The following is an 18583-nucleotide window of genomic DNA, read 5'->3' as shown; positions in this document are numbered from 1 at the left end:
GATCACGCGTGAGGGCGGGACGAGCCGCGCTGCGCGGCACCACACTGATCACCGGGCTCGTCGGCTATGGGTTCTCCATGGCGTTGATGGTCCGCGCCGGACTCGGTCTGGACCCGTGGGATGTGTTCCACGTCGGGCTCGCGCGCCTGACCGGCTGGTCGCTGGGCACCGTCACCGCCGCGGTCGGTGTGGCGGTGTTGCTGGCCTGGATCCCACTGCGAATCCGTCCCGGCGTCGGCACCGTCGCCAACGTCATCGTGATCGCCGTCGCCGTCGATGTGTCGCTGGCGCTGCTGCCCGCACCCACGCAGATGCCTGCGCGGGTGGCCATGCTCGTCGGCGCCGTCGTGATCAACGCCCTCTCCACGGTGCTCTACATCGGTGCCGGGTTGGGACCGGGCCCGCGCGACGGGCTCATGACCGGGCTGGTGGCCCGCACCGGTCGATCGGTGCGCCTGGTGCGCACCATGATCGAGGCGACTGTGCTGATCGTGGGCGCGCTGCTGGGTGGGACGGTCGGTGTCGGCACCGTGCTGTACGCGCTGGGCATCGGGCCGTTGGTGCAGCTGTTCCTGCGTCTGATGCCACGGCGCCTGCTGTTCGACGACTTCGGGGCGCCCATGACTACCATGGTCGAGTGCCCGAAGCCGATATCGAGTCCGAGGACATCGCCGACCCCGACCTGCTGATCGACTTCCGCGACGTGGTGCTGCGTCGGGCGGGACGGGTCCTGGTCGGGCCCGTCACCTGGCAGGTCGAACTGGATGAGCGTTGGGTGGTCATCGGCCCCAACGGTGCGGGCAAGACGTCCCTGCTGCGAATCGCCGCGGCCATGGAGCACCCGTCGAGCGGGACCGCCTACGTGCTGGGCGAGCGCCTCGGCCGGGTGGACACCACCGAACTGCGGGCCCGCGTCGGGTTGTCGAGTTCGGCGCTGTCCCAGCGGGTTCCCGACGGAGAGATCGTGCGCGACCTCGTGGTGTCGGCCGGCTACTCGGTGCTGGGCCGGTGGCGCGAACAGTACGAAGAGGTGGACTACGACCAGGCCCTCGACATGCTCGAGAGTGTCGGCGCCGAGCATCTGGCCGAGCGCACGTACGGGACCCTGTCGGAGGGCGAACGCAAGCGCGTGCTGATCGCTCGGTCCCTGATGACAGATCCCGAACTGCTGCTCCTCGACGAACCCGCCGCCGGCCTGGATCTCGGTGGCCGCGAGGAACTCGTCGCCCGGTTGGCCGATCTGGCGGCCGACCCGGACGCACCCGCCCTCGTCCTGGTCACCCACCACGTCGAGGAGATCCCGCCCGGCTTCTCCCACTGCCTGATGCTCTCGGAGGCCAGTGTGGTGGCGGCCGGTCTGCTCAGCGACGTGCTCACCGCGGAGAACCTGTCCAAGGCCTTCGGGCAGCAGATCGCCGTCGACGTCATCGACGGGCGTTATTTCGCGCGGCGGGTACGCCGCCGCGCCGCACACAGGAGGCGTGCATGAGCGACGACGCAGTGCCGTTGCCCGTTCGTCCGGCCGCGACCGTCATGCTGGTCCGCGACACCGACACCGGCATCGAGGTGTTCCTCATGCGCAGGCATCGGGACATGGAGTTCGTCGGCGGCGTCGTGGTGTTCCCGGGCGGCGGCGTGGACGACCGCGACCGCAACGCCGACATCGACTGGTACGGTCCGCCGCCGTCGTGGTGGGCGCAGCGCCTCGGAGTCGACGAGGACCTGGCGCTGGCGCTCGTGTGCTCGGCCGCGCGCGAGACGTTCGAGGAGTCGGGCGTGCTGTTCGCCGGGCCGCACCAGGACGGTGACCCGGGCATCGTGAGCGACGCCGGCGTGTACGCCGAGGCGCGCGCCGCGCTGGCCGACAACTCGCTGTCGTTCGGGGACTTCCTGCGCAGCGAGGGGTTGGTGCTGCGCGCCGACCTGCTGCGGCCGTGGGCCAACTGGGTCACCCCCAAAGAGGAGCGCACCCGGCGCTACGACACCTACTTCTTCGTCGGCGCGCTGCCGTCGGGTCAGCGGGCCGACGGCGAGAACACCGAGGCGGACAAGGTGGCCTGGGCCAAACCCGAGGCCGCGCTGCGCGAGTTCGAGGCGAAGCGGATCTTCCTGCTGCCGCCCACGTGGACCCAGCTGGACGCGTTGACCGGGCGCACGGTCTCCGAGGTGCTCGCCGTCGAGCGTCAGATCGTCACGGTGGAGCCCAGTTTGACCGAGCACGACGGCAACTGGGAGATCGAATTCTTCGACAGCGACCGGTACAACGCCGCGCGCGCCGGACGTGCGCCGTGACGACGCCGGTGCCCGAGTTCGTCGGCCTGCACACCCACCCCGAACATCCCGGGGTGGGCACGCTGCTGCTGTCCCGCCCGCCGACCAACGCCCTGTCCCGGCAGATGCTGCGTGAGCTCACCCAGGTGGCGCGCCAGGCCGGTGAGCGCGAGGACATCGCCGTCGTCATCCTCTACGGCGGCCATGAGATCTTCTCGGCCGGCGACGACGTGCCCGAACTGCGCACGCTCAGCGCGGCGGAGGCCGTCGTGGCGGCCCAGGTGCGCGACGACGCGATGGCCGCGGTGGCCGCGATCCCCAAACCCACCGTCGCGGCCGTCACGGGCTATGCGCTGGGCAGCGGGCTGTCACTGGCCCTGGCCGCCGACTGGCGCATCGCCGGGGACAACGTCAAGACCGGGGCCTCGGAGATCCTGGCCGGGCTGGTGCCCAGCGCCGCCAGCCTGGCGCGGTTGGCCGAGATCACGGGCCGCAGCCGGGCCAAGGACCTCGTGTTCAGTGGGCGGTTCGTCGATGCCGAGGAGTCCGAACTCCTCGGACTGTTCAACGAACTTGTGGCGCCCGACGGGGTCTACGACGCCGCCTGTGCCTGGGCCAAGCGTCACCTCGACGCCCCGCCCGCCGCGGTGGCCGCGGCCAAGGCCATGCTCGACGGCCGGTGTTCGGTCGATGAGCAGCGGCGCCGTTATGAAGAGGTGTTCTCGGCCGCGCTGCACGCCCCGGAGGGCTGACACGTTGGCCGGCAACGCCCGCTAGGCTTTCGTGCCATGACGAGCACGCACGAATCCCCGGCGCCCAACCCGCACGCCACAGCGGAGCAGGTCGAGGCCGCCCTCAAGGACACCAAGCTCGCCCAGGTTCTCTATCACGACTGGGAAGCCGAGACCTACGACGACAAGTGGTCGATCTCCTATGACCAGCGCTGCGTCGACTACGCGCGGGGCCGCTTCGATGCCGCGGTGCCCGAGCATGTCCAGCGCGAGCTGCCCTACGACCGCGCGCTCGAACTGGGCTGTGGAACCGGCTTCTTCCTGCTCAACCTCATTCAGGCCGGTGTCGCACGCCGCGGGTCGGTGACCGACCTGTCGCCGGGCATGGTCAAGGTCGCCACCCGCAACGGGCAGTCGCTGGGCCTGGACATCGACGGGCGGGTCGCCGACGCCGAGGGCATCCCCTATGAGGACAACACCTTCGACCTCGTGGTCGGCCACGCCGTGCTGCACCACATCCCGGATGTGGAACTGTCGCTGCGCGAGGTGGTCCGGGTGCTCAAGCCCGGCGGGCGCTTCGTCTTCGCCGGTGAGCCCACGACCGTCGGCAACCGCTACGCGCGCGAACTGTCGACGCTGACCTGGCACGTCGCCACCAACGTCACCAAGCTGCCGTTCCTGCGCGACTGGCGGCGGCCGCAGACCGAACTCGACGAGTCCTCGCGCGCGGCGGCCCTGGAGGCCGTCGTCGACCTGCACACCTTCGAGCCCGCCGATCTCGAGCGGATGGCCCGCAACGCCGGTGCCGTCGAGGTGAGCACCGCCAGCGAGGAGTTCACCGCCGCGATGCTGGGCTGGCCGGTGCGCACCTTCGAAGCCGCCGTCCCGCCCGGCAAGCTGGGCTGGGGCTGGGCCAAGTTCGCGTTCGGAAGCTGGACGTCGCTCAGCTGGGTCGACGCCAACGTGTGGCGCCGCGTGGTGCCCAAGGGCTGGTTCTACAACGTGATGATCACCGGAGTGAAGCCCTCCTGAAGTTCACACTCGACGATGTCGCCTACCTGACGTCGGACGAGGGCGTCACGGCCCTGGCCGAGGTCGCGGCGCTGCCGTCCCTGGACGGCGTGCGGGACGTCGCGGTGGTGCGGCAGCGTCACGGTGTGCGCGCCCCAGTGCTCATCGAGACCACGCTGCTGCGCCGCAGGGCCGTGACCAAACTGCCCGACGCGGGCCGGTGGCTGTTCACCGACGAGGCTCTGCAGCAGGCCACCGCCGAACCCGTGGCCACGCATCGGGCTTCGCGGCTGAGGGGCCGTGTCGTCCATGACGTGACGTGTTCGGTGGGTGCCGACCTGGCCGCGCTGCGACGCACCGCCGCAGATGTCGTGGGCAGTGACCTCGACCCCGTGCGCGTCGCGATGGCGCGGCACAACCTGGGCGGCGAGGTGCTGATCTGCCGCGCCGACGCGCTGCGGCCCGTCACGCGTGCGGCGACGGTCGTGGCCGATCCGGCGCGCCGCAGCGAGGGGCGGCGAAAGTTCGATCCTCGTGAGTACATGCCGGCCCTCGACGACCTGCTCGAGGTGTATGCCGACCGCGATCTCGCCGTCAAGTGCGCCCCCGGCATCGACTTCGATGCGCTGGGGGACATGGGTTTTCGGGGTGAGGTGGAGATCACCTCCTGGGCTGGTTCGGTGCGCGAGGCCTGCCTGTGGTCAGCAGGGCTGGCGCAGCCCGGGGTGACCCGACGCGCCACAGTGCTCGACACCGGGGAACAACTCACCGACGCCGAGACCGACGAGTGCGAGGTCCGCCCACCCGGACGCTGGATCGTCGACCCCGACGGGGCCGTGGTCCGTGCCGGCCTGGTGCGTCATTACGCCGCCCGGCACGGGCTGTGGCAACTGGACCCCGAGATCGCCTACCTCTCGGGTGACACGGTGCCGCCGGGGGTCCGTGGCTTCGAGGTGATCGAGGAGCTGGCGTTCACCGAGAAGGCGCTGCGGCAAGCGCTTTCGGCGCACGACTGCGGTGTGCTGGAGATCCTGGTGCGCGGGGTGAACATCAACCCGGATGAACTCCGCCGCCGCCTCCGACTGCGGGGGACGGTGTCGCTGTCGGTCGTCATCACGCGGATCGGGGCGGGCGCGAACGCCCGCCGCCGCGCCTTCATCTGCCGTTCCGCGCCTGCGGCAGCACGGATCTGACTACGCTGCGACGAATGAGGTGGACTCCGGTTGTCGCCGCGGTGGCTGCGGCCGCTGCGCTCTGGTCGGCGCCGACAGCGGCGGCTGTCGAACTGTGCAGCGGACTCGGTGGGGTCGTCGAACCCGACGGAATCTGCCGGGTGCACACCGAGGATCCGGCCTTCACTCTGGACGTGGCCTTCCCGATCGCCTACCCCGACCAGACCGCGGTCACCGACTTCATCACCACCACACGTGCGGAGTTCATCGACGAGTCCCGCGCCCCGGATGCCCGAAATCTGCCGCACGCCTTGGAGGTCAAGCCTCTGCTGGACGCCACCGAGACCACCCGGTCGGTGACCTTCGAGGTGTATCAGAACTTCGGCGGTGCCCACCCGAACACGTGGTTCCGGTCGTTCAACTACGATCTCGCGCAGAACCGGGTCATCACGCTCGAGACCCTCTTCGCCGCGGCCGATCCCGTCGACGTCATCGCGCCGATCGTGGAGCGCGACCTGACCGACCGCCTCGGTGTGCCCGACCTGGTGTCGCCGTCGGCGGGGCGGGACCCGGCGAACTACCAGAACTTCTCCCTGACCCCCGAGCACGTCGTGTTCCACTTCGACCGGGGCTCGCTGCTGCCCGGCGCGGCCGGGGCCCAGATCGTCCACATTCCGCGGTCGCAGCTTCCCCCGCTGGCGATCTGACCGCTCGGGCGGCCCCGGTATCGTGTCGCCATGCGGACGTGCTCAGTGGCTGCGGTGGCAGCGGTGATGGTGCTCAGTGGTTTCGGCGGGGCGACCGCTTCGGCGGCCCCGCCCAAGTGCGCGGACCTCTCCGGTGTCCAGGTGGGTTCGACGTGCCAGGTGCAGGTCACCGATCCGGGCTACTCGGTGTCGATCAGCTTCCCGGCCGACTATCCCGACCAGAAACCCGTGCACGAGTACATCAAGCAGACGCGCGACGGGTTCCTGAACCTGGCCAAGACGCAGGACTCCCGCGTCGTGCCGTACGCGCTGGAGATCAAGTCCACTCAGTACCGGTCGGCGGTGCCCCCGCGCGGCACCCAGACCCTGGTGCTCGAGACCTACGAATCCGTGGGCGGCGCGCACCCGACAACGTTCTACAAGACGTTCAACTGGGATCAGGGCTTCCGCAAACCGATCACGATCGACAACCTGTTCCGCGAGGGCACCAACCCGTACCCGGTGATCCTGCCGCTCGTGCAGGCCGAGGTGTCCAAACAGTTCGGGGACACCGAGATCTTCCCCGCCGCAGCGGGTCTGGACCCGTTGACCTATCAGAACTTCGCGATCACGAACGACAGTCTGATCTTCTTCTTCGATCGCGGTGCTGTGCTGTCCGGCGCGGTCGGCGCGTTTGAGGTGAGCATTCCGCGCGGCCCAGTCGACGCGATGATCGCCTGATCTACCTGGCGCGCAGGCTGTACACCTGACCGTCGCTCGTGGCGGCCACGACGCTGCGGTCCGCCCCGACCGACACACCGACGGGAAAGCCCGTGGCCTGCGGCAGGGGAAGGCTGCTGCGGGTCTGCCCATCACGGGGATCGAACGCGATCAGGGCCATGCCGTCGTCCTCGGAAGCGACGGTGTAGGCGATCTCGGTGCCGGCCTGGCTGGCGGTGGTCAACGATTCGACGTCCCCACGGCGCCAGACCACCTCGCCCCGGTCGCCGGAATCCCTGATGCCGGTCAGTGCCGCGCCGGGACCGCCGCCGGCGATCAGCGTGCCGTCGGGAGCAACCGTGGGCGGGGTCTGGGCCAGGTACTCCAGTGGCAGTGACCATTTGACGCTGCCGTCGTCGGCGTTGAGCGCCCACAGTTTGTCGTCGCGCCCGTTGACGTAGACCGTCGCCCCATCGGCCGAGAGCACCGGGGCGGCCAGCACACCCTCGGGCGGCGCGTCGCTGGTCCACTCGCGGGTCAGCAGCGGCTCCTGGCCGGGGCGGTACCGCAGCCCCATCAGCGTCGCCTTGGGCGCTCCCGGCTGCCACAGCGTCACGACGATGATGTTCGAGGCCGGGGAGAACGCGGGGGCCGCGGCCACCGGGCAGCGGGCCCGCGCCGGCGCGCAGTCGGCCAGACCGCGCTGGGAGTCGGTCGGGTCGACCCCCTCGACCAGATCCAGCGGGTTGCCGACGACGGTGCCGCGGTGCGCGTCGAACACCAGCACCTGGCCCAGGTGCGTGACCACCAGCAGGTTGCCGCCGCCGAGCAGCCGCGGGGTGTGCGGCATGCCGATCACCTGCTGACGCCAGCGGATCCACTGTGTCGGGGGGAACGACAGGATGGCACCGGGCTGGCCCACGTAGACGTTGTCGAAGCCGTCGATCAGTGCGCCACCGAATCCGCCACCCTGCACCAGCCGGGTGCACCAGCGCTGCCGGCCGTTGTTGTCGTTCTCCCACAGCATCAGTGAGCAGCCGCCGGGGGTCTGCGCATTGGCCACCAGGTAGCCGCGCGACCCGAGCCCGACCGCGGCTCCGAGGTCGCCCTTGACCGCCCTGGTCCAGGCCGACTCGAGATCCTGTGCGCCCGCGGTGGCGGTGTAGCTGCTGTTGGCCGCGTCCGCGTACTGCGCGGACCAGCCGCCGGCCGGCGCGGCCTGAACCCAGGTGTCGTCCTCGGTGCACGCCGTGAGACTGCTCGCGATCAGGACGATCCCCGACAGAACGGCAGCCAGCGAGGCAAGTCGCCGTAGCACCAGTGTCGTTCCCTCCTGGTCGCGATGTGATCGGGGTGCCTACGAGGGTATCCCTTCGGTGATTCGGCCCTCGCGTAGGCTTTCCGGCCATGACGACGATGTGGGGTGCGCCGATCCACAAGAGGTGGCGGGGTTCGCGACTGCGCGACCCGCGTCAGGCCAAGTTCCTGACCGTTGACTCGCTCAAATGGGTGCTGGCGAACCGGGCTTACACACCGTGGTACCTGGTGCGCTACTGGCGGCTGCTGAAGTTCAAGCTGGCCAATCCGCACATCATCACGCGCGGCATGGTGTTCCTCGGCAAGAACGTCGAGATCCAGTCCACCCCGGAGCTGGCGCAGATGGAGATCGGCCGCTGGGTGCACATCGGCGACAAGAACACCATCCGCTGCCACGAGGGCTCGCTGCGCATCGGCGACAAGGTGGTGCTGGGCCGCGACAACGTCATCAACACCTACCTGGACATCGAACTCGGCGATTCCGCGCTGATGGCCGACTGGTGCTACGTGTGCGACTTCGACCACAAGATGGACGACATCAACATGCCCATCAAGGACCAGGGCATCATCAAGGGCCCGGTGCGGATTGGGCCCGACACCTGGATCGCGGCCAAGGTGACCATCCTGCGCGGCACCACGATCGGTCGCGGGTGTGTGCTCGGCGCTCATGCCGTGGTCAAGGGTGAGGTGCCGGACTATTCGATCGCCGTGGGTGCGCCCGCCAAGGTGGTCAAGAACCGCAAGGTGTCCTGGGAGGCCACCGCGGCCGAGCGCGCCGAACTCGCGGCGGCGCTGGCCGACATCGAACGCAAGAAGGCCGCCAAGTAGCGCTCAGCCGTAATCGGGCAGCGGCCGTTCCACGATGACGCGTCGCGGTTGCGGCTGACGCTCCGCCCGTTTGGCCGACAGGTAGACCTCGGCGGTGTTCGCGGCCACCGTCGGCCAGGCGAAGTCACCCGTGAGGCGGGCCCGAGCCGCCTCGGCGCGCTGCTGGGCCGAGGCGGGGTCGTCGAGCGTCGCGCGCACCGCGGCGGCGAGTGCGGCGACATCGCGCGGCGGGAACGACAGGCCCGTGTCACCGTCGATCACGGCCTCGCCGAGGCCGCCGACGTTGGAGGTGACCAGCGGAGTGCCCGTCGCGGCGGCTTCCAGGGCCACGATGCCGAACGGCTCGTAATGTGAGGGCAGCACCGCCGCGTCGGCCCGGTGCAGCAGCGTCAGAAGCTGCGAATGGTCCACGCGGCCAACAAAGTTCGTCGCCTTGAGCACGCGGTTCTTGCGCGCCTGCTCCACCAGGAAGTCCATCTGCGTGCCGTCGCCGGCGATCGTCAGGGTGGTGCCTGGATGGGTCCGGCGGATGCGGGGGAGGGCGGCGATCGCGTCGTGCACGCCCTTCTCGTACTCGAGTCGGCCGAAGTACAGCAGTTCGGGGGCGCCGTCGTGCGCACGGCGCTTGGCGAAAGGCCAACCGTCGGTGTCGATTCCGTTCGGGATGACGCTGATCTCGGCCAGTCCCGGACCGAAGAGTGTGGTGATCTCCTCGCGCATCGAGGCCGAACACGTGATGAGTGAATCGGATTCGTGGACGAGCCACGATTCCAGCGCGTGCACCTGCCGGCTCACCGGACCCGAGACCCAGCCCGAGTGGCGACCGGCTTCGGTGGCGTGGATCGTGGACACCAGTGGCACGTCGAAGAATTCGGACAGCGCGACGGCGGGGTGGGCGACGAGCCAGTCGTGCGCGTGCACCACGTCGGGTTGCCAGTCGCGCAGACCGAAACCGGCCCGGATCATCGAATGGCCCATGGCCAGCGTCCAGGCCATCATGTCGGTGCCGAACGTGAACTCGTGCGGGTCCTGCGCGGCGGCGATGACCCGCACACCCTCACTGACCGTGTCGGTCGTCGGATGCGATGCGGGGTCGGTGCCGGTGGGTCGGCGGGACAGTACGACGACCTCGTGGCCGGCGGCCACCAGGTCGGTGGCCAGGTGATGGACGTGGGGGCCGAGGCCGCCGATCACGACAGGGGGGTACTCCCACGACACCATCAGGATCTTCATGACCGCGGCAACCGCCTGGCGTCCAGCGCGCCGAACAGGCCGTCGGCGCGGTTCCAGCCCTCGGCCAGGCGGGTCGCGGAGTCAACGCGCCCCGAGGCCAGTGCGCCGGCGATCTCCCGCGTGGCGTGGGCGTGCAGATGTGCCCGGTAGCGCGCGTACTCCGCCGCCGAGTCCTTGCTGACCATGAAGGGCCAGTCCGACGAAACCGTCAGGAGTGTCTCGCGCAGGATCTGGTCCGCGACGAAGTTGCGCGCCGGGGTGCGTCCCGGAGCGTCGCCCTGGGCCAGCGCCTTGTCCACCGTGGTGAGCGCGGTGTCGACCACCTCGGCGTTGAGCTGGACCAGATCGGCCACCTTCTCGCCGGACCACACCTGCCAGTCCTTTCCGGAACCCCAGGAGCTGGGCGGCAGTTCGACCGGGCTGCCGACATACCCGTCGGCGGCCGCGTCCCGCAGGGTGCCGACCCGGACGCCGGCCTCGGGCAGCGCGCGCAGCACGCGTCCCAGCCACGTCGGGCCCTCGTACCACCAGTGTCCGAACAGTTCGGTGTCAAACGCGGCCACGACGTGCGCGGGCCGGCCGATCCGCTCGGACTCGGCGATCAGGCGCCGGCGGATCACGTCGACGAAGTCGGCGACGTGGGCGTCGATCGCGGCGTCGGCGCGCTGCGGGTCATACGGCGCCTTGGCGTCGGAGGGGACGTTGCGGCCCGTGACACGTGCGGGTTTGAGACCCGTGGTGTGGTCATAGGTGTGGAAGTCGCGGTAGGCCGCGTGGCCGGGGTAGCCCGACTTCGGCGACCATACGCGGTAGCTGACCTGCAGATCACGTCCGAAGGCCAGCACATCGCTGTCGCCGACCGGGCGCCCCAGGGCGGTGTCGCCGTGCAGCGACGGGCCGTCGACCATGAAGTGGCCGACCCCGGCGGCGCGGTAGTCGCGTTCCATGCCGGGGGCGTAGGCGCATTCGGGAGCCCAGATACCGGTCGGGGTGTGGGCGAAGCGGTGCTGGGCATCGGCCAGGCCTTCGCGCAACGCGAACTCCCGCAGGCGCGGATGCAGCAGTGGCTGGAACGGATGGGCCAACGGGCCGCCCAGCAGTTCGATGGTCTGGCCGTCGATCAGTTCGCGCAGCAGCGGGCTTGCGCCGTGCCGCCACAGCGTCTCGAAGTCCTCGATCGCCTGCGTGGCCTCGGCGAGCTCGCGAATCCCGAACTCGCGCAGGGGTTCTGAGTCCAATGTGGTGGCCTGCAGCGCTCGCAGCCGCCAGTTGGCCAGCCAGTGCCGCATGCCGTCGAGACAGTAGGGGTCGTCGAGTTGCGCGGTGACCACCGGCGTCATCCCGAGGGTGAGCAGGTTGTGCCGGTCCTCGGCGGCCAGCGCCCGCAGCACGCGCATCAGCGGCAGGTAGGCCGCCGACCAGGACTGGTACAGCCACTCCTCGCCCACGGGCCAGCGGCCATGGTGTGCCAGCCAGGGCAGGTGGGTGTGCAGGACGAGGGTGAAAAGGCCCGGGACTTGTCTCACGGGCGTACCGCAATCGCCACCAGGTCGAGGCTCTCGTCGATGTCCCGTTCGTCGTCGCGCAGCAGGTCGAAATCGGCGCTGGCCACGCCGGCCACATCGGCAAGCAGATCCTCAGGCCACGGCGCGTCGGCCAGCGCCCGGGCGATCTGCGCGGAGATGATGGACCCGCCGTACTTGGCGTCGAGCGCCTCGAGTGCACGACCGTGGAACACCCCGTACATCGCCTCGAGGCGGAAGCCCCCGTCGACGAGCAGTTCGGTGAGTTCGGCGGCATTGAGTTCGCGGGTGTGGAACGGATTGACGGGGGTGTCGCTGCCCGGTGTGAAGGTGATCCGGTTGGGCGTCGACATCAGCAGCTGTCCGCCCGGACGCAGCACCCGCAGACACTCCGAGACGAACTGTGACTGATCCCACAGATGCTCGATGACCTGGAAATTGACCACAACGTCGACCGATGCGTCGGGCAGTGGCAGCTGCGCCAGATTGCCCTGATGCGCCTCGACCCGGGGGTAGCGCGCCTGGACGTGCGCGACGGCGGATGCGTCGTAGTCGACCCCGATCACGCGGCGCGCAACACCCGCGAGCAGATCGGCCCCGTACCCCTCGCCGAAGCCCGCTTCGAGCACGTCCCTGCCCGCGCAACGGTCGGCGAGCTGCAGGTAGACCACCTCGTGGCGGCGAAACCAGTAGTTCTCGATGTCCAGTCCCGGGATGGTGCGCTCACCGGTGAGCGGCAGCTCCGAGGGCACCCCGGCGCGGGGGCCGGCGGGTCGTTCGGCGGGGGTCGGGTCGACGGGACCGTCGGTGACGAATGAGCTCATTGTGAAGGCAGGCTAACCCGTCTGCGTTCGGTGACACAGTGCACCGGAGGTCTTGCGGGGCATGTGGGGGCAGAACATGCAGCGTGCTCGGTTATGGTGTACGAGCGGACCGCCATAAGTTACCCGCTAGTAACATTGCGAGGTGGCCCGAAACACCGGCCCAAGGCCCAAGCTCCTCACGGCAGTTCACGCCGCCGTGGGGCCCGTCGAGGAGGACGAACCAGAGTCATGACGAACATCGTGGTCCTGATCAAACAGGTCCCAGACACGTGGTCGGAGCGCAAGCTGTCCGACGGTGACTTCACGCTGGACCGTGAGGCCGCTGACGCTGTTCTGGATGAAATCAACGAGCGCGCCGTCGAAGAGGCGCTCCTCATCAAGGAGCGCGAGGGTGGCGAAGGCACTGTCACGGTGCTGACCGCCGGTCCCGAGCGCGCCACCGAGGCGATCCGCAAGGCCCTGTCGATGGGCGCCGACAACGCCGTCCACGTCAAGGACGACGGCCTGCACGGTTCCGACGTCATCCAGACCGCGTGGGCGCTGGCCCGCGCCCTGGGCACGATCGAGGGCGTCGAGCTGGTCATCGCCGGCAACGAGGCCACCGACGGTGTCGGCGGCGCGGTGCCCGCGGTCATCGCCGAGTACCTCGGCCTGCCGCAGCTGACCCACGTGCGCAAGCTGAACGTCGAGGGCGGGAAGGTCACCGCCGAGCGTGAGACCGACGACGGTGTGTTCACCCTCGAGGCCAGCCTGCCGGCCATCGTGAGCGTCAACGAGAAGATCAACGAGCCCCGCTTCCCGTCCTTCAAGGGCATCATGGCCGCCAAGAAGAAGGAAGTCACCACGCTGAGCCTGGCCGATATCGGCGTCGAGGCCGACGAGGTGGGTGTGGCCAACGCCGGTTCGACCGTGCTGTCGTCCACCCCGAAGCCGCCGAAGACGGCCGGCGAGAAGATCACCGACGAGGGCGACGGCGGCACCAAGATCGCCGAGTACCTGGTTGGCCAGAAGCTGATCTAAGACCTTCCATCGAGAGCAAAGAGGCTACAAACCATGGCTGAAGTACTGGTGCTCGTCGAGCACGCCGAAGGTGCCCTGAAGAAGGTCACCGCTGAACTCATCACCGCCGCCCGTGCGCTCGGTGAGCCGTCCGCCGTCGTGGTGGCTGCTCCGGGCACCGCGGCCGGCCTGGCCGATGACCTGAAGGCCGCCGGTGCGGCCAAGATCTACGTCGCCGAGTCCGCCGACGTCGACTCGTACCTGATCACCCCCTACGTCGACGTGCTGGCCGCGCTCGTCGAGCAGACCGCTCCGGCTGGTGTGCTCATCGCCGCCAACGCGGACGGCAAGGAGATCGCCGGTCGCCTGGCCGCGCGCCAGGGCTCGGGCCTGCTGGTCGACGTCGTCGAGGTCAAAGAAGGGGGAGTGGGCGTCCATTCCATCTTCGGTGGCGCCTTCACCGTCGACGCCCAGGTCAACGGTGACGCCCCGGTGATCACCGTGCGTCCGGGCGCCGTCGAGGCGCAGCCCGCCGCCGGTGCCGGCGAGCAGGTCACCGTCGAGGTGCCCGCGCAGGCCGAGAACGCCACCAGGATCACGTCTCGTGAGCCCGCGGTGGCCGGTGACCGTCCCGAGCTCACCGAGGCCTCGGTCGTCGTGGCCGGTGGTCGTGGTGTCGGGTCCGCCGAGAAGTTCTCCATCGTCGAGGAGCTCGCCGACTCGCTCGGTGGCGCCGTCGGCGCCTCGCGTGCCGCGGTGGACTCGGGCTACTACCCGGGCCAGTTCCAGGTGGGTCAGACCGGCAAGACCGTGTCGCCGCAGCTGTACATCGCGCTGGGCATCTCCGGCGCCATCCAGCACCGGGCCGGCATGCAGACCTCGAAGACCATCGTCGCGGTCAACAAGGACGAAGAGGCGCCGATCTTCGAGATCGCCGACTACGGCATCGTGGGTGACCTGTTCAACGTCACGCCGCAGCTGACCGAGGCGGTCAAGGCTCGCAAGGGCTGAGTTCGCTTCAGAAGTTCGCTTGAGAAGGCCCCCCGGGTGTGTCCCGGGGGGCCTTTTCGCCTCGGCGAAAAGGCGCGCAGAGTTCACCGACGCGTCACGTCGCCATTGCCGGGTGGCCGAACAGCTGCGCGACCGTGCTGATCATGAGCACCGCATCTGTTCTCATCGCCGCAGATCACCAGGTTCACCACACCGACGCGCCGCGCTACACCCTGCTGTGCAGCTCCGACGCCGACCTGATCGAAGCCGCCCAGCGACTGCGGTACGACGTCTTCACCGCCGAGCCCGGCTTCGACCTGACCGCCGATTCCGCGGACCTCGCCGACGGCCGCGACGCCGACGAGTTCGACGAGCACTGCGACCACCTCCTGGTCCGTGATGACCGCACCGGAGAACTCGTGGGCTGCTACCGGATGCTGCCGCCCCCGGGTGCGATCGCGGCCGGCGGCCTCTACACCGCGACGGAGTTCGACGTGCGCGGCCTGGACCCACTGCGGCCCTCGCTCGTCGAGATGGGGCGCGCGGTGGTGCGCGCCGACCACCGCAACGGTGCTGTCGTGCTGATGATGTGGACGGGCATCCTGGCGTATCTGGACCGCTGCGGATACCACTACGTCGCGGGCTGCGTCTCGGTCCCGGTGCTCGACCCGACGGGTGAAAGCGGACCCGGCAGCCAGATCAGGGGAGTGCGCGACCACGTGGCCCGCAGACACGCCGCGGACCCGCAGTTCACCGTCCACCCATACCGGCCCGTGGTGATCGACGGTCACGGTCTCGACGACATCGAACCCCCGGCGCGCCCGACGCTCCCCGCCCTGATGCGCGGCTACCTGCGCCTCGGTGCGCAGGTGTGCGGTGAACCCGCCCACGATCCCGCGTTCGGCGTCGGGGACTTCCCGGCGCTGCTCGACAAGCGCCGCGCGGACACCCGCTACCTCACTCGGCTGCGGACGATGGCGGCGGCCACGGAGGCGGGACGGTGACGACGGCCGGCAACCCCTGGGTTCCGCGGGCGACGTGCACCGACGACTGCATGCACGCCGGCACGGCCCCACTGGGGCGTCGGCCCGTGGTGGCGCTGCGGGTGCTGCTGCGGACGCTGCTGGCCCTGGCGCTGCTGCCCGCGATGCCGCTGCTGGCGGTCCCGCTCCCGGGCCGCTCACACCTGCAGCGCGGCTACTGCCGATTGATGCTGCGGGCGTTGGGAATGCGGATCACGGTGTCTGGCGGTCCGATTCGCAACCTCAGAGGTGTCCTGGTGGTCAGCGGGCACATCTCCTGGGTGGACATCTTCTCGATCGGCGCGGTGATGCCGGGGTCGTTCGTGGCCAAGGCCGAACTGATCAGCTGGCCGGCCTTCGGCGTGGTGGCCAGGCTGATGAAGGTCATCCCGATCGAGCGGGCGAATCTGCGCAGGCTGCCCGCCGTCGTACACACCGTGGCGGCGCGGCTGCATGCCGGACACACCGTCGTCGCCTTTCCCGAGGGCACGACGTGGTGCGGCCTGGGGTACGGGCAGTTCCGGCCGGCCATGTTCCAGGCCGCGATCGACGCGGGCCGGCCCGTGCAGCCCCTGCGCCTGACCTACCACCACCGCGACGGTCGCGCCTCCACGGTGCCGGCCTACATCGGCGACGACTCGCTGCTGGCGTCGCTGTGCCGACTGGTCGTGGCGCGCCGCACCGTCGTGCACGTACACGTCGAGTCGCTGCAGCTGCCGGGAACCGACCGGCGGGCGCTGGCGGCGCGCTGCGAGGCCGCTGTGCGGCAGACACCGGCGCGGCGCTGCGGTGCCGGCCACGCTCTGGCGGCCTGACAGCGAATCGGTTGCACAGCCCACCTGCGGGTACCCTGGGTGGGTCATGAGTCCCGCCAGCCCCGTCTATCTCGACCACGCCGCCACCACTCCGATGCATCCCGCTGCCATCGAGGCGATGACGGCGGTGCTGGCGACGGTCGGGAACGCGTCCTCGCTGCACACCTCCGGGCGCACGGCGCGGCGCCGCATGGAGGAGTCGCGCGAGTCGATCGCCGCGGCATTGGGCGCCCGGCCGTCGGAGGTCATCTTCACCGCGGGTGGCACAGAGAGCGACAACCTGGCCGTCAAGGGCATCTTCTGGGCCCGTCGCGATGCCGACGCACGCCGTCGCCGCGTCGTCACCACCGCCGTCGAGCACCATGCCGTACTCGATGCGGTGCAGTGGCTCGGTGAGCACGAGGACGCCGAGATCACCTACCTTCCGACCGAGGCCGACGGGTCGGTGACGCCCGCCGCGTTGCGCGCGGTGCTGGAGGAGCACGGTGCGGACGTGGCGCTGGTCTCGATCATGTGGGCCAACAACGAGGTCGGCACGATCATGCCGATCACCGAACTCGCCGCGGTGGCCGCGGAGTTCGACGTGCCGATGCACACCGATGCCGTCCAGGCCGCCGGCCAGATTCCGGTCAGCTTCGCCGACAGCGGGTGCGCCGCGATGAGCATCACCGCGCACAAGTTCGGTGGCCCCACCGGCATGGGTGCCCTGCTGCTGCGCCGCGACACCGCCTGCGTGCCGCTGGCACACGGCGGCGGACAGGAACGCGACGTGCGCTCGGGCACACCCGATGTGGCGGGCGCGGTCGCGATGGCCGAGGCGCTGCGCATCGCGGTCGAGGGCATGTCCGCCAACAGCGCCCGCCTGCGCGCGCTGCGCGACCGGCTGATCGAGGGGGTCCTTGCCGAGATCGACGACGTCGTGGTCAACGGATCCCTGGTGCGGCGACTGCCGGGCAACGCGCACTTCACCTTCCGCGGCTGCGAGGGAGACTCGCTGCTGATGTTGTTGGACGCCAACGGAATCGAGTGCTCGACTGGGTCGGCATGCACGGCCGGGGTGGCGCAGACCTCGCACGTCCTGCTGGCCATGGGCGCCGATCCGGAGACCTCGCGTGGTTCGATCCGGCTGTCGTTGGGGCACACCAGTGTCGATGCCGATGTCGATGCGGCACTGAGTGTGCTGCCTGCTGCGGTCCTGCGGGCGCGGCAGGCCGCCCTGGCCAGTTCGGGGTCGGTGCGCTGATGCGGGTTCTGGCGGCGATGAGCGGTGGCGTCGACTCCTCGGTGGCCGCGGCGCGCATGGTCGACGCGGGTCACGACGTGGTGGGCGTGCACCTGGCGTTGTCCTCGGCCCCCGGAACACTGCGCACCGGATCGCGCGGCTGCTGCTCCAAGGAGGACGCCGCCGACGCGCGCCGGGTGGCCGACGTGCTGGGGATCCCCTTCTACGTCTGGGATTTTGCGGACCGATTCAAGGAAGACGTGATCGACGACTTCGTCGAGGCGTATGCACGCGGTGAGACCCCGAACCCGTGCGTGCGCTGTAACGAGCGGATCAAGTTCTCCGCGCTGTCCGCCCGCGCTCTGGCGCTGGGTTTCGACACCGTCGCCACCGGACATTACGCGCGGCTGTCGGAGGGCCGACTGCGACGTGCGGTCGACGGTGACAAGGACCAGTCCTACGTGCTCGCCGTGCTGACGGCAGAGCAGTTGCGGCACGCGGCCTTCCCGGTGGGGGACACTCCCAAGCCGGAGATCCGCGCGGAGGCGGCGCGGCGCGGACTGCTGGTGGCCGACAAGCCTGACAGCCACGACATCTGCTTCATCCCCTCCGGTGACACGCAGGCCTTCCTCGGGGCGCGGATCGGCATTCGCCCCGGCGCCGTGGTGGACGCCGGCGGGACGGTGCTCGCCGAACATGAAGGCGTGCACGGGTTCACCATCGGACAGCGCAAGGGACTGGGCATCGCCGGCCCGGGCCCCGATGGTCAGCCCCGTTACGTCACCGCGATCGACGCCGAGACCGGCACGGTGCGGGTCGGGTCCAAGGAAGACCTCGAGGTCACCGAGTTGACCGGAGAGCGGCCGGTTTTCACCTCCGGCGCGCCGCTGGTCGGTGCGGTCGAATGCCAGGTCCAGGTGCGTGCGCACGGGGGCCTGGGCGACGGTGTGGCCGATGTGGTCGACGGGGCCCTGCGGATGCGGTTGAGCACCCCGTTGCGCGGCGTTGCCCCGGGGCAGACCATGGTGCTCTACCGGCCCGACCCCGACGGCGATGAGGTGCTGGCCAGCGCGACGATCGTCTCCGCGCGCTGACCGTCCCCTTTCCTTCCCACGAGCGTCCCTTCTTGTACGCCGAACACGGGGCAGGCTCAAGTGATCGCTGCAGCACCTGATTGGTAAGGGGTGTTGTTTCGATGGGATTTAGAGGGCAGGGGCAG

19 protein-coding genes are annotated in these 18583 nt (G+C 69.8%); 15 read left to right on the top strand and 4 right to left on the bottom strand.

Annotated features, from left to right (window positions below; translation table 11 throughout):
• Positions 1-77: 77 nt before the first annotated feature.
• From yczE to A5727_RS14190, 8 genes are read left to right on the top strand one after another with little or no spacing between them, the layout of a single operon-like run.
• Positions 78-689 (top strand): membrane protein YczE, encoded by a 612-nt coding sequence (gene yczE / locus A5727_RS14225; protein WP_068250307.1) that lies wholly within the window; start codon positions 78-80, stop codon positions 687-689.
• Positions 638-1489, top strand: coding sequence for an ABC transporter ATP-binding protein (locus A5727_RS14220; protein ID WP_068250220.1), 852 nt, complete (start codon positions 638-640; stop codon positions 1487-1489). The genes yczE and A5727_RS14220 overlap by 52 nt, the downstream gene beginning before the upstream one ends.
• Positions 1486-2292, top strand: a complete 807-nt coding sequence (locus tag A5727_RS14215) for an NUDIX hydrolase (protein ID WP_068250217.1) — start codon at positions 1486-1488, stop codon at positions 2290-2292. Before A5727_RS14220 ends, A5727_RS14215 begins: the two co-directional genes overlap by 4 nt.
• Positions 2293-2300: 8 nt before the next feature.
• Entirely contained in the window at positions 2301-3023 is a 723-nt protein-coding gene (locus A5727_RS14210) for an enoyl-CoA hydratase (protein WP_068250310.1), read from the top strand.
• 36 nt (positions 3024-3059) lie between these two features.
• A complete protein-coding gene (locus tag A5727_RS14205) occupies positions 3060-4034 on the top strand; it encodes a class I SAM-dependent methyltransferase (protein ID WP_068250214.1) in 975 nt (324 codons plus the stop codon).
• A complete protein-coding gene (locus A5727_RS14200; RefSeq protein ID WP_502687680.1) occupies positions 3992-5206 on the top strand; it encodes a THUMP-like domain-containing protein in 1215 nt (404 codons plus the stop codon). Before A5727_RS14205 ends, A5727_RS14200 begins: the two co-directional genes overlap by 43 nt.
• 14 nt (positions 5207-5220) lie before the next feature.
• Positions 5221-5892, top strand: a complete 672-nt coding sequence (locus tag A5727_RS14195) for an esterase (RefSeq protein WP_068250203.1) — start codon at positions 5221-5223, stop codon at positions 5890-5892.
• A 30-nt stretch (positions 5893-5922) separates the two neighbouring features.
• A complete protein-coding gene (locus tag A5727_RS14190) occupies positions 5923-6612 on the top strand; it encodes an esterase (RefSeq protein ID WP_068250200.1) in 690 nt (229 codons plus the stop codon).
• Position 6613: 1 nt separating this feature from the next.
• On the opposite strand, the gene A5727_RS14185 is transcribed toward A5727_RS14190, so the two are convergent.
• Positions 6614-7909: an outer membrane protein assembly factor BamB family protein gene (locus A5727_RS14185; RefSeq protein WP_068250197.1), complete on the bottom strand. Its 1296-nt coding sequence runs from the start codon at positions 7907-7909 to the stop codon at positions 6614-6616.
• Between the two features lie 89 nt (positions 7910-7998).
• On the opposite strand from A5727_RS14185, the gene A5727_RS14180 reads away from it, so the two are divergent.
• Positions 7999-8736: an acyltransferase gene (locus A5727_RS14180; RefSeq protein WP_068250195.1), complete on the top strand. Its 738-nt coding sequence runs from the start codon at positions 7999-8001 to the stop codon at positions 8734-8736.
• 3 nt (positions 8737-8739) lie between these two features.
• Here A5727_RS14180 and A5727_RS14175 read toward each other — a convergent pair whose 3' ends face one another.
• Genes A5727_RS14175 through A5727_RS14165 form a run of 3 tightly spaced genes read right to left on the bottom strand, consistent with a single transcriptional unit; the run spans position 8740 to position 12316 of the window.
• Positions 8740-9969 (bottom strand): glycosyltransferase family 4 protein, encoded by a 1230-nt coding sequence (locus A5727_RS14175; protein WP_068250192.1) that lies wholly within the window; start codon positions 9967-9969, stop codon positions 8740-8742.
• Complete coding sequence (locus A5727_RS14170) at positions 9966-11495, bottom strand: 1,4-alpha-glucan branching protein domain-containing protein (RefSeq protein WP_068250190.1); 1530 nt, start codon at positions 11493-11495, stop codon at positions 9966-9968. Before A5727_RS14170 ends, A5727_RS14175 begins: the two co-directional genes overlap by 4 nt.
• Positions 11492-12316, bottom strand: a complete 825-nt coding sequence (locus A5727_RS14165) for a class I SAM-dependent methyltransferase (RefSeq protein ID WP_068250188.1) — start codon at positions 12314-12316, stop codon at positions 11492-11494. Before A5727_RS14165 ends, A5727_RS14170 begins: the two co-directional genes overlap by 4 nt.
• A gap of 228 nt (positions 12317-12544) precedes the next feature.
• On the opposite strand from A5727_RS14165, the gene A5727_RS14160 reads away from it, so the two are divergent.
• The 6 genes from A5727_RS14160 to mnmA all read left to right on the top strand — a co-directional run bounded on the left by A5727_RS14160 (position 12545) and on the right by mnmA (position 18458).
• Positions 12545-13336 carry an electron transfer flavoprotein subunit beta/FixA family protein gene (locus A5727_RS14160; protein WP_068250186.1) on the top strand — a complete coding sequence of 264 codons (792 nt, stop codon included), beginning with the start codon at positions 12545-12547 and terminating at the stop codon, positions 13334-13336.
• 33 nt (positions 13337-13369) lie between these two features.
• Positions 13370-14326 carry an electron transfer flavoprotein subunit alpha/FixB family protein gene (locus tag A5727_RS14155; protein ID WP_068250183.1) on the top strand — a complete coding sequence of 319 codons (957 nt, stop codon included), beginning with the start codon at positions 13370-13372 and terminating at the stop codon, positions 14324-14326.
• Positions 14327-14469: 143 nt separating this feature from the next.
• Positions 14470-15309, top strand: coding sequence for a GNAT family N-acetyltransferase (locus tag A5727_RS14150; RefSeq protein WP_068250303.1), 840 nt, complete (start codon positions 14470-14472; stop codon positions 15307-15309).
• Positions 15306-16142 (top strand): lysophospholipid acyltransferase family protein, encoded by an 837-nt coding sequence (locus tag A5727_RS14145; protein WP_082949807.1) that lies wholly within the window; start codon positions 15306-15308, stop codon positions 16140-16142. The genes A5727_RS14150 and A5727_RS14145 overlap by 4 nt, the downstream gene beginning before the upstream one ends.
• Before the next feature lie 46 nt (positions 16143-16188).
• A complete protein-coding gene (locus A5727_RS14140) occupies positions 16189-17385 on the top strand; it encodes a cysteine desulfurase family protein (RefSeq protein WP_068250181.1) in 1197 nt (398 codons plus the stop codon).
• Entirely contained in the window at positions 17385-18458 is a 1074-nt protein-coding gene (gene mnmA, locus A5727_RS14135; protein ID WP_068250180.1) for a tRNA 2-thiouridine(34) synthase MnmA, read from the top strand. The genes A5727_RS14140 and mnmA overlap by 1 nt, the downstream gene beginning before the upstream one ends.
• Positions 18459-18583: the final 125 nt, after the last annotated feature.

The sequence above is a fragment of the Mycobacterium sp. ACS4331 genome (genome assembly GCF_001667265.1).
Lineage (GTDB): Bacteria > Actinomycetota > Actinomycetes > Mycobacteriales > Mycobacteriaceae > Mycobacterium.
The sequence above is the reverse complement of the archived record's forward strand: the minus strand, read 5'-3'. Positions and strand labels throughout refer to the sequence as shown.

Coding starts and splice junctions, on each gene's coding strand:
- yczE (WP_068250307.1), top strand. CDS start 78: ATGGCGTTGATGGTCCGCGCCGGACTCGGTCTGGACCCGTGGGATGTG.
- A5727_RS14215 (WP_068250217.1), top strand. CDS start 1,486: ATGAGCGACGACGCAGTGCCGTTGCCCGTTCGTCCGGCCGCGACCGTC.
- A5727_RS14205 (WP_068250214.1), top strand. CDS start 3,060: ATGACGAGCACGCACGAATCCCCGGCGCCCAACCCGCACGCCACAGCG.
- A5727_RS14195 (WP_068250203.1), top strand. CDS start 5,221: ATGAGGTGGACTCCGGTTGTCGCCGCGGTGGCTGCGGCCGCTGCGCTC.
- A5727_RS14190 (WP_068250200.1), top strand. CDS start 5,923: ATGCGGACGTGCTCAGTGGCTGCGGTGGCAGCGGTGATGGTGCTCAGT.
- A5727_RS14180 (WP_068250195.1), top strand. CDS start 7,999: ATGACGACGATGTGGGGTGCGCCGATCCACAAGAGGTGGCGGGGTTCG.
- A5727_RS14175 (WP_068250192.1), bottom strand. CDS start 9,969: ATGAAGATCCTGATGGTGTCGTGGGAGTACCCCCCTGTCGTGATCGGC.
- A5727_RS14165 (WP_068250188.1), bottom strand. CDS start 12,316: ATGAGCTCATTCGTCACCGACGGTCCCGTCGACCCGACCCCCGCCGAA.
- A5727_RS14160 (WP_068250186.1), top strand. CDS start 12,545: ATGACGAACATCGTGGTCCTGATCAAACAGGTCCCAGACACGTGGTCG.
- A5727_RS14155 (WP_068250183.1), top strand. CDS start 13,370: ATGGCTGAAGTACTGGTGCTCGTCGAGCACGCCGAAGGTGCCCTGAAG.
- A5727_RS14150 (WP_068250303.1), top strand. CDS start 14,470: ATGAGCACCGCATCTGTTCTCATCGCCGCAGATCACCAGGTTCACCAC.
- A5727_RS14140 (WP_068250181.1), top strand. CDS start 16,189: ATGAGTCCCGCCAGCCCCGTCTATCTCGACCACGCCGCCACCACTCCG.
- mnmA (WP_068250180.1), top strand. CDS start 17,385: ATGCGGGTTCTGGCGGCGATGAGCGGTGGCGTCGACTCCTCGGTGGCC.